The sequence below is a fragment of the Brevibacillus sp. FSL K6-0770 genome, from assembly GCF_038000275.1.
Taxonomy (GTDB): Bacteria; Bacillota; Bacilli; order Brevibacillales; family Brevibacillaceae; genus Brevibacillus; species Brevibacillus parabrevis.
In genome coordinates, this window is sequence record NZ_JBBOBQ010000001.1 from 2590269 (window position 1) to 2603640 (window position 13372).

General features: G+C 55.5%; 12 protein-coding genes. 10 read left to right on the forward strand and 2 right to left on the reverse strand.

Features of this window, described 5'->3' with window-relative positions:
• Nucleotides 1-5: 5 nt before the first annotated feature.
• The 4 genes from cysT to NST23_RS12765 all read left to right on the forward strand — a co-directional run bounded on the left by cysT (nucleotide 6) and on the right by NST23_RS12765 (nucleotide 4905).
• Complete coding sequence (gene cysT / locus NST23_RS12750; RefSeq protein ID WP_173595855.1) at nucleotides 6-842, forward strand: sulfate ABC transporter permease subunit CysT; 837 nt, start codon at nucleotides 6-8, stop codon at nucleotides 840-842.
• A 12-nt stretch (nucleotides 843-854) separates the two neighbouring features.
• The gene (cysW, locus tag NST23_RS12755; protein ID WP_173595856.1) at nucleotides 855-1721 is read left to right on the forward strand and encodes a sulfate ABC transporter permease subunit CysW; all 867 of its coding nucleotides are present in this window, start codon (nucleotides 855-857) and stop codon (nucleotides 1719-1721) included.
• The gene (locus tag NST23_RS12760) at nucleotides 1718-2833 is read left to right on the forward strand and encodes a sulfate/molybdate ABC transporter ATP-binding protein (protein ID WP_217021792.1); all 1116 of its coding nucleotides are present in this window, start codon (nucleotides 1718-1720) and stop codon (nucleotides 2831-2833) included. Before cysW ends, NST23_RS12760 begins: the two co-directional genes overlap by 4 nt.
• Nucleotides 2834-3291: 458 nt before the next feature.
• Nucleotides 3292-4905, forward strand: coding sequence for an ABC-F family ATP-binding cassette domain-containing protein (locus tag NST23_RS12765; RefSeq protein ID WP_122963480.1), 1614 nt, complete (start codon nucleotides 3292-3294; stop codon nucleotides 4903-4905).
• A gap of 75 nt (nucleotides 4906-4980) precedes the next feature.
• Here the strand turns inward: NST23_RS12765 and NST23_RS12770 are convergent, their stop codons facing one another.
• A complete protein-coding gene (locus NST23_RS12770) occupies nucleotides 4981-5172 on the reverse strand; it encodes a hypothetical protein (RefSeq protein ID WP_063227034.1) in 192 nt (63 codons plus the stop codon).
• Between the two features lie 40 nt (nucleotides 5173-5212).
• Nucleotides 5213-6871, reverse strand: a complete 1659-nt coding sequence (locus tag NST23_RS12775) for a PucR family transcriptional regulator (protein ID WP_122963479.1) — start codon at nucleotides 6869-6871, stop codon at nucleotides 5213-5215.
• Nucleotides 6872-7036: 165 nt separating this feature from the next.
• Here NST23_RS12775 and NST23_RS12780 point away from each other — a divergent pair, with 165 nt between their 5' ends.
• From NST23_RS12780 to NST23_RS12805, 6 genes are all read left to right on the forward strand, one after another.
• Nucleotides 7037-7240, forward strand: a complete 204-nt coding sequence (locus NST23_RS12780) for a DUF3311 domain-containing protein (protein WP_063227036.1) — start codon at nucleotides 7037-7039, stop codon at nucleotides 7238-7240.
• Nucleotides 7237-8730: a sodium:solute symporter family protein gene (locus NST23_RS12785; protein ID WP_173595857.1), complete on the forward strand. Its 1494-nt coding sequence runs from the start codon at nucleotides 7237-7239 to the stop codon at nucleotides 8728-8730. Before NST23_RS12780 ends, NST23_RS12785 begins: the two co-directional genes overlap by 4 nt.
• Before the next feature lie 45 nt (nucleotides 8731-8775).
• A complete protein-coding gene (locus NST23_RS12790) occupies nucleotides 8776-10398 on the forward strand; it encodes an amidohydrolase (RefSeq protein ID WP_340963780.1) in 1623 nt (540 codons plus the stop codon).
• The gene (locus tag NST23_RS12795) at nucleotides 10395-11654 is read left to right on the forward strand and encodes a M20 family metallo-hydrolase (RefSeq protein ID WP_280648332.1); all 1260 of its coding nucleotides are present in this window, start codon (nucleotides 10395-10397) and stop codon (nucleotides 11652-11654) included. The genes NST23_RS12790 and NST23_RS12795 overlap by 4 nt, the downstream gene beginning before the upstream one ends.
• Before the next feature lie 155 nt (nucleotides 11655-11809).
• Nucleotides 11810-12667, forward strand: coding sequence for a carbon-nitrogen hydrolase family protein (locus NST23_RS12800; protein ID WP_280648333.1), 858 nt, complete (start codon nucleotides 11810-11812; stop codon nucleotides 12665-12667).
• A gap of 26 nt (nucleotides 12668-12693) precedes the next feature.
• A complete protein-coding gene (locus tag NST23_RS12805; RefSeq protein WP_173595861.1) occupies nucleotides 12694-13362 on the forward strand; it encodes a GNAT family N-acetyltransferase in 669 nt (222 codons plus the stop codon).
• The last annotated feature ends 10 nt before the right edge of the window (nucleotides 13363-13372 follow it).

A 13372-nucleotide genomic window follows, 5' to 3' on the forward strand; every position in this document is an offset into this window, starting at 1 on the left:
GCTCCATGAGAAAATCATTTTTGCGCAGGGGGTTCCTGCCGGGCTTTGGCATGACGATGGGCTATACCATCATCTACTTGAGCCTCTTGGTATTAATCCCCCTGTCCGTCCTTTTTTTGAAGGCCACTACCATGAGCTGGGAGCAGTTCGTGGGAACGATCCTCGATCCGAGGGTGATCGCTTCGATTCGCGTCAGCATCCTCACGTCTTTTTTCGCCGCTTGTGTCAATGCGGTATTCGGTGTACTGGTCGCCTGGGTGTTGACCCGGTACGATTTTTTGGGCAAGCGGATCATTGACGGAATTGTCGATCTGCCTTTCGCCTTGCCGACAGCGGTAGGCGGGATTGCGCTCACCTCCATCTACGCCGAAAACGGCTGGATCGGGCAGTATTTGGCCGAGTGGGGCGTAAAAGTGGCGTATACGCCGATCGGCATCTGGGTTGCTTTGACCTTTATCGGGCTGCCGTTTGTCGTGCGAACCGTGCAGCCTGTCTTGCAGGACTGGGACTTGCAGATGGAGGAAGCGGCTGCGACGCTGGGAGCCACGCGGTTTGCCACGTTTACCCGCGTCATTTTGCCGCATTTGCTGCCAGCGATCATTACGGGCTTTGCCCTCGCTTTTGCCCGGGCGCTTGGCGAATACGGCTCTGTCGTCTTTATCTCCGGAAACATGCCGCTCAAGACGGAAATCGTGCCGCTTTTGATCATGACCAAGCTGGAGCAGTTCGATTACGCGGGAGCTACCGCCATTGCAACCGTCATGCTCGTCGCATCGTTTGTCATGCTTCTGCTCATTAACTACTTGCAATGGCGAATCAACAAGTTCGATGCGGCACGATAGGAGGTGGGACAAATGAAACATGTAACCGAGCCAGCCTACGTTCGCTGGAGCTTGATCGCAGTCGCTTTTCTGTTTTTGGGCCTGTTTCTCATTTTGCCGCTGATCGCCGTGTTCACTGAGGCGTTCAAGCAAGGGGCGGGTGTTTTTCTGGCTGCGATTGCCGAGCCGGAAACGCTGTCTGCGGTCAAATTGACCTTGCTCGTAGCGGCGATTAGCGTACCGCTGAACGTCACGTTTGGGATTGCCGCCGCTTGGGCGATTGCCAAGTTTTCGTTTCGCGGCAAAAATGTGTTGCTTACGCTGATTGATCTGCCTTTCGCCGTGTCGCCAGTCATCGCCGGGCTGATTTTCGTCCTGTTGTTCGGCAGTCAGGGGGTTGCTGCGCCATGGCTGGCTGCGTTTGATCTGAAAATCATTTTCGCGGTGCCCGGGATCGTGCTCGCGACGACTTTTGTGACGTTTCCGTTCGTGGCCCGCGAGCTGATTCCGGTGATGGAAGCGCAGGGCAAAGACGAGGAGGAAGCGGCTGTATCGCTGGGAGCGAGCGGCTGGAAAACGTTTTGGCGCGTCACGCTGCCAAACGTCAAATGGGGGATTTTGTACGGTGTGATCCTGTGCAACGCCAGGGCGATGGGGGAGTTTGGCGCGGTATCGGTCGTCTCCGGCCACATTCGCGGCATGACCAATACGCTGCCGTTGCACGTGGAGATTTTGTACAACGAGTACCAGTTCGCCGCTGCGTTTGCCGTCGCAACGCTGCTCGCTGTGCTGGCGCTGGTCACGCTGGTGCTAAAAAGCTTGATCGAATGGAAAACCGAGCGGAAGTCCAAGGCGGAAGAGGATTATTACTTTGACGCGTCAGGGGAGAAAGCAGGATGAGCATAGAAGTTGTCAACATTACCAAGTCGTATAAAAATTTTACCGCGCTGGAAAATGTCAATCTGCACATACCCGAGGGGGAGCTGGTTGCGCTTCTGGGGCCTTCCGGTTCAGGCAAAACGACCTTGCTCCGGCTGATTGCCGGGCTGGAACAGGCGCAGCAAGGAAGCATCCTGTTCAACGGCGAGGACAATACGAACCGCGATGTCCGCGAGCGCAAAGTCGGCTTCGTCTTTCAGCATTACGCCTTGTTTCGGCACATGAACATTTTTGACAACATCGCGTTCGGGTTGACGGTGCGTTCACGCAAAACCAGACCGAGCAAGGAAGAAATTCGCGAAAAAGTGCATTCCTTGCTCAGGCTCGTGCAATTGGAAGGGCTGGCGCACCGCTATCCGTCGCAGCTGTCCGGGGGGCAGCGTCAGCGCGTGGCGTTGGCAAGAGCGCTTGCGGTCGAGCCGAAGTTTTTGCTGCTGGATGAACCGTTTGGCGCCTTGGATACAAAAGTCAGACAGGAGTTGCGGCGTTGGTTGCGGCACTTGCATGGAAAGCTCGGCTTGACGATTTTGTTCGTCACCCACGACCAGGAAGAGGCGATGGAGCTGGCTGATCGCGTCGTCGTCATGAACGAAGGGCGCGTCGAGCAGGTCGGTTCTCCCGAAGAAATTTATCTCAAGCCAGCCAACCCGTTTGTGTACAGCTTCCTGGGGCGCGTCAATCTGTTTCGCGGACGCATTCAAAACGGGCGGATCAAGCTGGGCGAGGCGGAGTTCACCGCAGAGCAAGGTGTCAGCGAAGGCCCGGCAATCGGCTACATGCGTCCGCATGATGCGGAAGTGTCGCTGCATCCGCCACAATCAGCTGCCGTTACGGCTGTTCAGGCGCATATCGAGCGGATTACGCTGCTCGGCCCGCTCGTGCGTCTGGAGTTGAGGCGCCTCGATACGAAAGAAGTGTTTGAAGCGGAGATGGGCCGGCAGCGCTTCCTCGAACTTCTCGTGGAAGAAGGCGACGTCGTGTATGTCACCCTGAACAATTTGTCCATCTACGTGGAATCCGAACTGCAATCTGTACCGACACCTGCCTTGACTCCCGTTCACGTCACCGTTTGATTTCGCGCTTCGCACTTCGCCATTCGTCATGGCAAAAACCAGTCTGCCGTTTACTCATCAGCAGACTGGTTTTTGTGTGAGGAAACGAACCTCAACGAATTTTACTCGCCGCGCTGCTTGGAGCGGGTTTCTTCTTTGCCTACAGTAGTGGAAGATCTGGTTTGCGAAGGATTTTCCTTGTTTCCCATCTCATTTTTCACGCCGTTTTTCTTGGACATAACCCCAACCTCCCTCGATCGAGATACAGAGACATCACATAATGTGCCCGAGCGCCCTGATTTTTATTTATCAGGGATTTTCTGGTAAAATAGACAAGGTGGAGGAGGGGAGATTGTCACGTATTTGTCGGCCGACGCCGGAGAAGCGCGCGGCGTTTTCGCCCGATATTTTTTGCAAAATGCAGCTATCTCTGATAAGATAAGTGTTTGAACGATTCAAAAAAGGCAGGTATTGCGACGATGATAAGCACTCAGAACGTGACGCTGCGCTACGGCAAACGCGCACTGTTTGAAGATGTATCGATTAAGTTTACCCCTGGTAACTGCTACGGCCTCATCGGTGCGAACGGTGCCGGGAAGTCTACGTTTGTCAAAATCCTCTCCGGAGAGATCGAGCCGACAAGCGGACACGTTTCGGTGACACCAGGCGAGCGTATCGCTGTGTTGAAACAGAACCACTTCGAGTTTGACGAGTATGAAGTTTTGAAAACGGTCATCATGGGCCACAAGCGCCTCTATGAGATCATGGAAGAAAAGACTGCGCTCTACATGAAAGAAGACTTCTCCGAAGCGGACGGCAACCGTGCCTCCCAACTGGAAGGGGAATTTGAAGAGCTGAACGGCTGGATGGCGGAAGCAGATGCAGCGAGCCTTTTGATCGGTTTGGGCATCCCGACAGACCTGCACGACAAGCTGATGAAAGACCTGTCCGGTACGGAAAAAGTACGGGTATTGCTCGCGCAAGCGCTGTTTGGCAACCCGCACATCCTGCTCCTGGACGAGCCGACGAACCACTTGGATATCGAGTCGATTCGCTGGCTGGAAAACTTCCTCGCCGATTATGAGAACACCGTCATTGTCGTATCCCATGACCGTCACTTCCTGAACAAAGTGTGCACGCACATTGCGGATATCGACTTCGGCAAGATTCAAATGTACGTGGGGAACTACGACTTCTGGTACGAGTCCAGCCAATTGGCGCTGAAGATGGTTCGCGATCAGAACAAGAAAAAAGAAGAGAAGATGAAGGAACTCCAGGAGTTTATCGCGCGTTTCTCCGCCAACGCTTCCAAGTCGAAGCAAGCGACCTCGCGGAAAAAGCTGTTGGAAAAAATTACACTGGAAGACATTCGTCCGTCCAGCCGTAAATATCCGTTCATCAACTTCAAGCCGGAGCGCGAAGCAGGCAAAAATTTGCTTGCCATCGAAGGCTTGAGCAAGACAGTCGAAGGCGAGAAGCTGTTTGAAAACTTGCACCTTGTCATCAACAAGGGAGACAAAGTAGCGTTTGTCGGACCAAACGAGCTGGCAAAAACGACTTTCTTCCAAATTTTGATGGGCGAAGTACAGGCAGACAGCGGTTCTTTCGAATGGGGCGTAACGACTTCGCAAGCGTACTTCCCGAAAGACAACGCTGAATACTTCAACTCCGAGCTGAGTCTCGTGGATTGGCTCCGTCAATACTCGAAAGAGCAGGATGAAACGTTCATCCGCGGCTTCCTCGGCCGCATGCTGTTCTCCGGCGACGAAGCGCTGAAAAAAGCAAACGTGCTGTCCGGAGGCGAAAAAGTTCGCTGCATGCTGTCCAAAATGATGCTGGCGAGCGCAAACGTCCTGATCATGGATGAGCCGACGAACCACTTGGACTTGGAATCCATCACAGCCTTGAACAACGGCTTGATCGATTTCGACGGAACCTTGCTGTTCGTTTCCCATGACCACCAGTTCGTGCAAACGATCGCCAACCGCATCATCGAGTTCACTCCGAAAGGCGTTATCGACAAGATGATGACGTATGACGAGTACCTCGAAAGCGACGAGATCAAGCGTCTTCGCGACGAACACTACGCGTAAAACCTGCTTGTTTCCATAAAAAATCCCGTGTCAAAGGCAGTAGTCAGATGCCAGACACGGGATTTTTTGCGTGGGTCAGTTCGGGGGTGCTGCTTCTTCGACGAACTCGATTTTGTTCAAAAAAGCTTCCTTGCTCGAAAAAATGACGCGTTCCTTGCGCGGCAACGTAAAGAAAACAACGATGTACTGATCATCTATGTATTCGACGATTCCTCGCTTTTTGGGCCGTTCCTTCGTCTTAACCGGCTTGTTCAGCCACTCATCCATCTACATTCCCCCTAAGTCGCTCTGTTGCCATTATACCAGCTTAGCCTTTGGCAAAACCAATCGATTGCACTGTCATGGCGATGCGCAGCAACAGCAAGTCATGGCCGTGATCCGGGTTTAAGCCCGTCAGTTCGCGAATGAGCGCCAGCCGATATTTGATCGTATTTTTATGCACGTACAGCCGTGACGCCGCTTCTGCGTGATTGCCGTCCACTTGCAAAAAGATGTGAAGCGTATCCAGCAGTTGCCCGTTTTTTTCGCGATCGTATTCGTTGATTTTGTCCAAGTATTCCTGAGCGAGCAAGCGTGCCTCTCTGTCCGGCTGCTCGGCAAACAGGATGCGCTCCAGCCCGAGGTCGTGAAAAGCGACGATGGTGGTATTCGCTGCTGCCTTGGCATCAAGCCCGCGCATCGCCGCACGAAAGCTGATTTGCGCCTCGCGATAGCTGGCAGCAATGCCCGTGTGTCCGGCGTGAAACCGCCCCAGGCCGACAAACACGCGCTGTTGCCACGAAAAAGCGAGCAAAGCAGCGAGAACTTGTTTGGTGCTGGTCAGGCAAGCAGTGGAATCACTAGAGCCACTGGCTGTCGGGATCAGCAGCACGATGCGGTTTTGCTGATCGAGTCCCAGCAAAATGGCGTCATCAAGGGCGGACAGGGAAGGAGTCAGAGCCAAAAGCAAGTCGCGGTTGTCGTTCCAGTTCTCGATCCCTGTCCGCTCCAGAGGGGAGACGCCGAGAACAGCGACCGTGTAGTGATCGGCGAGCTTCCAGCCTACCTCATCCGCTTTGCGCGTGAGCACGTCTCGCGCGTGCATCTGATCGCTTAGCAACAGCTGCAAAAAGTCATTGCGAAACCGCTGGTACGTCTCGTTTACGGAACGCTGCCGCTCGATTTCCAGCGACAACAGGGCGGCGCTTTGCTCGATCGCGACTTTTTCCCAGGCGTATAAATCTCGTTCGATGATTCCGGTGCAGATCGCGCCTTGTACGTTCCGCTCCTGAAGCAGCCAGCGCACGTGACGGCCATCTGCCCTTTTGACGAGCGGATTTTTCAGCATGGAAGGCGAAGCGGCTTGTCCGAGCGGGATGTCGTGCCCCTCGTCGGTTGCAAAGCCAAAGCCGCCAGGGGGAGCGTCAGGCGAAGCGGCCCACTTCCATCTCAGGCTCGGCACTTCGATGCTGATCGGCGTTTGCAGCAAGTCTGCGAGCAGTGCCGCGAGCTTGGACACCGGATCATTGGCAGTCAGATGCAGGTGAAACCGCTCGTAGATCGCATGTGTGCGATTCAGCTCAAGGCGCTGTTTGTCGTTGATGTACTGCGTGACAGGCACGATGACGTCCGACCACGCTTTATCCATCGGAAAGGACAAAATCGGCATTTGCCTTTTCGCGGCGTGGGCGAGGACGGCAGCAGGCACGCTCGCCATGTAGCGGCCGAGTTTGATCGCCAGACCAGGCGTTCCGATGGCAGCCAACTCGTCGATCAATTGAATCAAGGTAGCTTCACACGTATTTTGGCGGATCAGAAAAGGAAAGCCTGTCGTCAGCACAAATTCGCCTGCGCGCAGCCATCTGTGTCCATCCGGCGAGTCAAACGAGGTAACCCCAAGCAGTTCTTTGTCGAGAAAGTCTTCCCCGGCAAGCACGGATGCTTTCGTAAAGCCTCCAACTTCGATCAGTTCACGGACTGTTATCACGCCATTTCCCTCCGTCTTTCAATGCTTTTGGCTCAATAAACAAAAGAACGCGCTGTTTTCTGGTCAGCAGGACAAAGGAGAAAATTGAATTTTTCGATAATAATAGAGTACATGTCCAAAGCGCGCGCAGGCAATGGGACAAATCGAGTAAACAGGGGGATCTGCATGAAAGCAAGAGATTGGCTTGGAGTCGTGCCGTTTATCGGCATGCTTGGCGGAGTGCCGTTTGTGAACCGGGTGGAGCCTTATGTGCTGGGCATGCCTTTTGTCTTGTTCTGGATTGTCCTGTGGGTTGTACTGACTTCTGTCATTATGGCGGTCATCCATCAACTCGATCCGGCTACAAAAGAGGAGGAGAGTTCATCATGAACATTGCTCTGCTGATCATTTTTGCCTTCCTGCTGCTGTCGTTCTACTCCGGGATTCGCGCACGCCAAGGCAAAGACATGAACATGGAGCAATGGACAGTAGGCGGCAGAGGGTTTGGCTCGATCTTTATTTTCCTGCTGGTCGCCGGGGAGATTTACACGACGTTCACCTTCCTCGGAGGGAGCGGCTGGGCTTACTCCAAAGGAGCGCCGTCTTACTACGTCCTGTCCTACATTTCGCTTGCCTACGTCATCTCCTACTGGCTGTTGCCCCCGATCTGGCGCTATGCCAAAGAGCACAAGCTCGTTTCCCAATCCGATTTTTTCGTGAGCAAGTACAACAGCCCGATGCTGGGGATTCTCGTCGCCGCCGTTGGCGTGATCGCGATCATTCCTTACCTCGTGCTGCAATTCAAAGGGCTGGGCATCATCGTTTCCGAAGCCTCGTACGGCACGATCTCGCCAGCAGCCGCTGTCTGGCTCGGAGTCATTGCCGTTACCATCTACGTCATGCTCTCCGGCATCCACGGCTCGGCCTGGACGGCGGCGATCAAAGACATCATGATTTTTTTCGTGGTCATTTTTCTCGGGATTTATTTGCCGTATCACTATTACGGTGGCATCCAGCCGATGTTTGCAGCCGTGCATGCGGCTAATCCGGGCTTTTTGACCTTCCCGACAGAAGGGCTTAGCACCTCCTGGTATATTTCTACCGTACTCATCACGGTTTTTGGTTTTTACATGTGGCCGCACACGTTCGGTTCCGTGTTTTCCGCCAAAAACGAAAACGTGTTCCGCAAAAATACGATCATGCTTCCGCTGTACACCTTGATGCTGCTGTTTGTGTTCTTCGTCGGCTTTACGGCGATTTTGCAAGTGCCCGGCTTGAAAGGGGCAGATGGGGATTTATCGCTTTTGCGTTTGTCGCTGAAGACGTTTGACCCGTGGATCGTCGGCATCATCGGCGCGGCTGGGCTGCTGACGGCTCTCGTTCCAGGCTCGATGCTGCTGATGACGGGAGCGACCCTTTTGGCGAAAAACGTCTACAAAGTCATGGCGCCAGCCACCTCGGATGTCCAGATCGCCAAAGTCGCCAAGCTGCTCGTTCCGGTTTTGTCGCTCATCTCGCTGTACTTTACGCTCAGCGGCGGAGACACGCTCGTCACCTTGCTGTTGATGGGCTACAGTCTGGTGACCCAGTTGTTTCCCGCTTTGCTGTTCAGCTTGGGCAAACAGCCGCTCGTCAATAAATACGGGGCGTTTGCCGGAATTGCAGCCGGAGTGTTGACGGTCGCCTATACGACGGTCTCGCAGGCGACGCTCGCGACGCTGTTTCCGCACTGGCCTTCCGTCATCCAGGATCTGAACATCGGGGTCGTGGCGCTGCTGGTGAACATCGTCGTGATGTTCGGCGTGACGCTTATCACCAAACCGCTGTTCGTCAACGGACAGCAGGCGGCCAATACGGAAGGAACGCCTACGTTCAAATAAAGCAAAAGGCCCAAACACGGCTGACGACAAAAAGGAGGAAATGAAATGGCAGAAACGGTGTTTCTCAATGGACATGTAGTGACAGTGGATGCAAACAATCGGATCGCAGAGGCGGTAGCTGTCAGAGAGAACCGCATTGTCGCGGTCGGAACGACGGAGGAGATCAAGCGCTGGATCACCCCGCAGACAAACGTGATCGATCTGCAAGGCAAAAGCCTTTTGCCAGGCTTTATTGACGCGCATTTGCACATGACGATTTACGGCACGAACAAATTGGGGGTGGACTGCAAGGCGCGCGGCATTCGCTCGATTGACGAACTGCTCGCCGCACTCAAAGAGCAGGCGCAAAAAACCCCGGCGGGCGAGTGGGTGCGAGCGTGCGGATTCGATGAAAACGGGATGGCAGAGCAGCGCTATCCCACTTTGGCCGAGCTGGACGACGTCTCGACCGATCATCCGATTTTTGTCATGCGCACTTGCGCCCATCACAGCGTGGTCAACAGCAGGGCACTGGCGCTTGCCGGCTACGATCGGCACACGCCTGACCCGCAGGGCGGACGGATTGACCGCGATGAGCGTGGGAACCTGACAGGCTTTTTGGTCGAGACGGCACACATGAAAATGTTCGAGCAGGCTGCCTTTTCCGAAGCGGAATACAGGGAAGGGCTGCGGCTGGCTTCGGAAGACTTTGTGGCGGCAGGAATCACCAGCATACACGACGCGGGCGGGTATGGCCCTGAAAACTTCCGGGCGATGCAAAAGGCGGTGCTCGCCGGAGACGTCAAGGTGCGCATCTACGCCATCGTCTGCTCGTTGAATCAGTCGGAGGAATTTGTGCGGCGGATGATCGACGCGGGAATGGTGACTGGTACTGGCGATGAGCGCTTTCGCATCGGCCCGGCGAAAGTTTTTACAGATGGAGCGAGCATTGCGCCGACGATGGCGATGCGCGAGCCGTTCACCAGTCGCCCCGACGATTGCGGAATCCTCTACTATGAGCAGGACGAGTTGAATACGATTTTGGGAGAGGCCCATGCAAAAGGGTTCCAGATTACTGCCCATGCACAGGGAGATCGTGCGATTGACATGCTGCTCACTTGCTTCGAAGCCGCTCTCGTTGCCCATCCGCGCGAAAATCACCGCCACCGGATCGAGCATGCAGGCGTCTCTTCTCCTGACTTGCTTGCGCGAATGGCGAAACTCGGTGTCGTGCCGATCCCGAACCCGGCGTTTATTTACGACCATGGCGATTCGTACGTGCGAAATATCGGGGAGCGGGTTCGCCACATGTTTCCGGCCAAGGATCAGTTTGCGTGCGGAATCGTGGCCGCAGGCGCTTCGGACAGCCCTGTTACCGATTTTAACCCGCTGATCGGGATTCATGCGGCGGTCAATCGCCAGAGCAAAACGGGCCAATCGGTGGGAGCCAACCAGCGAGTGAGTGTGCCGGAAGCGATCCGCATGTTCACCTGGAACGGGGCGTACGCCAGCTTTGAGGAAGGGCAAAAAGGCAGCATCGAACCTGGCAAGCTGGCTGATCTCGTCGTGCTCAGCGGCAATATTCTCGCCACTCCGCATGACCGGATCAAGGAACTGAAGGTCGAACAGACGATGATCGACGGCAAGCTGGTTTACCAAAGACAAGACGAGGAGGTTATCCAGGCATGACTGAAAAAGCGAGGACGCTTGCGATCAACGCAGAACGATTGCGCAAACGGATCGAGGCGCTGGCCCAAATCGGCAAAATCGGCGAGACGGGCGTATGTCGGCTGGCTTTGTCCGCAGAGGATCGGGCAGGGGTGGACTTGGTGCGCTCGTGGATGGAGGAAGCGGGACTTGCTGCCCGGGTGGATCATTTTGGCAACCTGATCGGGCGAATGGCGGGGAAAAGCCCGGAAGCGCCTGTGCTGATGATCGGCTCGCACATCGACTCCCAACCGTACGGCGGCAGATTCGACGGCGTGATCGGCGTGCTGGGCGCTCTGGAAGCCGTGCAGACGATGCGCGAACAAGGGATCGTGCCGCAGCAACCGATCGAAGTGGTCGCGTTTTGCGACGAGGAAGGCTGTCGGTTTCAAAAAGGCTTGTTCGGATCAAAAGGAATTTTGGGACAATGGGCTGAGGAAGATTTGGCGCGAGCCGACAAAGATGGCGTGACACGCAGGGAAGCGCTCGTCGCCTTTGGCTGCGACCCGGATCGGTTGGCCGAATCTGTCTATCCGGAAGGCAGCATCGGGGCTTACCTGGAGCTGCATATCGAGCAAGGCCCTGTGCTCGATGGCGCGGACGAGCCGATCGGCATTGTCTCCGGGATCTCCGGCCCGCTTTGGTGGACGGTGGAGCTGACGGGCTTTGCCGGACATGCCGGATCGGTGCCCATGCCGATGCGAAAAGACGCCTTGGTCGGCGCAGCGAAGGTCATTCTCGCGGTCAACGAGCTGGCGAAGCTCGACCCTGCGGCGCCTACTGTCGGCACGGTAGGGCATTTGCAGGTGTTTCCTGATTCGCGCAACATCATCCCGGAGCGCGTGCGTTTTTCCGTCGACTTGCGCGACATCGACCTGGCCCGGCGCGACGAGCGGGAAATGGCGCTGCGCGAGGCGATCGCGACGGCAGCAGAAGAAGGCGGCTTGCAATACACGATTACCGAAGATACGAACAGCGACCCTCGCTACTGTGCGGACTGGATCAAGGCGATCATGCACGAAGAGAGCCGCGCACTCGGCCTAGAGCCGCGGGAATTGATGAGCGGCCCGTTTCACGACGCCCTGGCGTTATCGTACGTATGCGACTACGGGATGATTTTTGTCCGCTGCAAAGACGGAATCAGCCATAACCCGCAAGAGTTTTCCACCTACGAGGATATCGCGCTCGGGACAGAGCTGCTGTACCAAACGGCGCTGCGCATGAGCGCGAGCAGCTAGACGGACACCGCGCCGCGGCCGCATAAAAAATCGCCTGCCGATCCACTGGCAGGCGACTTTTCGTGAAGCGAAACCTTTGCGGCGCATGGAAAGGAAGACTTTGCCGATCGTTTTTGATATATTTTAAGGATAAGAAAACAGGAAGGAAGAATGCAATGAAAATGCGCGTTTCCGCTGTGCAGTACCACTTGCACACGATACATAGTTTTGCAGATTTTGCGAATCAGGTCGAGCACTACGTTCGCAACGCCGATGAGTACGAAACCGAGTTTCTGCTGTTTCCCGAGCTGTTCACCACCCAGCTGATGTCCATTGGCGATGAGCAGGGACGCGCTTTGCCGATTACCGCGCTGCCTTCGTTCACCGAGCAGTACGTCCAGCTGTTTTCTTCCTTGGCGGCCAAGTACAACATGCACTTGATCGGGGGCACGCACATCATCGAGGAGAACGGCAAGCTGTACAACACGGCTTTTCTGTTCTACCCGGATGGACGAGTCGGCCAGCAAAAGAAAATCCACATCACCCCGTGGGAAGTCAAAGGCTGGAACATGGGCGCGGGCGACTCCCTGCAAATTTTTGAAACCGACAAAGGCAAAGTCGCGATGATCATTTGCTACGACATCGAGTTCCCAGAGTGGGTGCGGATTGCCAAAGCGCGCGGAGCGGATGTCATTTTCTGTCCGTCCTGCACAGACGACCGCCACGCCTTCCATCGCGTGCGCTACACCAGCCACGCGCGCACGATCGAAAATCAGGTGTACGTCGTGCTGACAGGCACAATCGGTTCGCTGCCGACTGTCGACTTTATGCGCGCCAATTTTGGCCAGGCAGCGATTCTGACGCCAAACGATGTGCCGTTCCCGCCGCGCGGAGTGCTTGCCGAAGGGGAGATCAACCACGACATGCTCGTGACTGCCGACCTCGACCTGTCGCTTTTGTATGAAGTGCGGGAAAAAGGCTCCGTGACGACCTGGCGTGACCGCCGGACAGACTTGTACACCGATTGGAACTAGCATCAGCGCACGTAAGGAGGATGGCAATGTACCGCAAAGAGCTGTATGTGTTTGAAGGGGACAAGCCGCGCAAGGCTGTGATCCGCAACTACAACCGCTCCGACTTTTTCGAGCTGATCCAGATTCAGGCGGAGAGCTTCCCGCCGCCGTTTCCATCCGAACTGTGGTGGAACCAGGAGCAGCTCACCAACCATATCACGCTGTTTCCCGAGGGCGCGATTTGCGTTGAGGTAGACGGAGTGCTGGCCGGATCAATGACGGCGCTGCTCGTGTCGTTCGATCCGGCGCACCCCGAGCACAAATGGGCGGACGTGACGGACGACGGCTATATCAGGAGCCACAATCCTGGCGGCGACACCTTGTACATCGTGGACATATGCATTCGGCCAAGCCACCGCAAGCTCGGACTGGGACAGCTGATGATGCAGGCGATGTATGAGCTGGTTGTGCAAAAAGGCTTGACGCGCTTGCTCGGCGGCGGAAGAATGCCGGGCTACGGACGCTATGCGAACCAATGGACGCCAGAGCAATACGTGGAGCATGTGGTTTCGGGCGAAGTGAAAGACCCCGTCATCACGTTTCTGATGCGCTGCGGGCGCGTGCCTGTGCAGATCGTGGCCGATTATTTGGAGGACGAGGAATCCCGCAACTACGCCGTGCTGATGGAATGGAAAAACCCGTTTCTGGCACGATAAGCCAAAAGAG

Coding starts and splice junctions, on each gene's coding strand:
- cysT (WP_173595855.1), top strand. CDS start 6: ATGAGAAAATCATTTTTGCGCAGGGGGTTCCTGCCGGGCTTTGGCATG.
- cysW (WP_173595856.1), top strand. CDS start 855: ATGAAACATGTAACCGAGCCAGCCTACGTTCGCTGGAGCTTGATCGCA.
- NST23_RS12760 (WP_217021792.1), top strand. CDS start 1,718: ATGAGCATAGAAGTTGTCAACATTACCAAGTCGTATAAAAATTTTACC.
- NST23_RS12765 (WP_122963480.1), top strand. CDS start 3,292: ATGATAAGCACTCAGAACGTGACGCTGCGCTACGGCAAACGCGCACTG.
- NST23_RS12770 (WP_063227034.1), bottom strand. CDS start 5,172: ATGGATGAGTGGCTGAACAAGCCGGTTAAGACGAAGGAACGGCCCAAA.
- NST23_RS12780 (WP_063227036.1), top strand. CDS start 7,037: ATGAAAGCAAGAGATTGGCTTGGAGTCGTGCCGTTTATCGGCATGCTT.
- NST23_RS12785 (WP_173595857.1), top strand. CDS start 7,237: ATGAACATTGCTCTGCTGATCATTTTTGCCTTCCTGCTGCTGTCGTTC.
- NST23_RS12790 (WP_340963780.1), top strand. CDS start 8,776: ATGGCAGAAACGGTGTTTCTCAATGGACATGTAGTGACAGTGGATGCA.
- NST23_RS12795 (WP_280648332.1), top strand. CDS start 10,395: ATGACTGAAAAAGCGAGGACGCTTGCGATCAACGCAGAACGATTGCGC.
- NST23_RS12800 (WP_280648333.1), top strand. CDS start 11,810: ATGAAAATGCGCGTTTCCGCTGTGCAGTACCACTTGCACACGATACAT.
- NST23_RS12805 (WP_173595861.1), top strand. CDS start 12,694: ATGTACCGCAAAGAGCTGTATGTGTTTGAAGGGGACAAGCCGCGCAAG.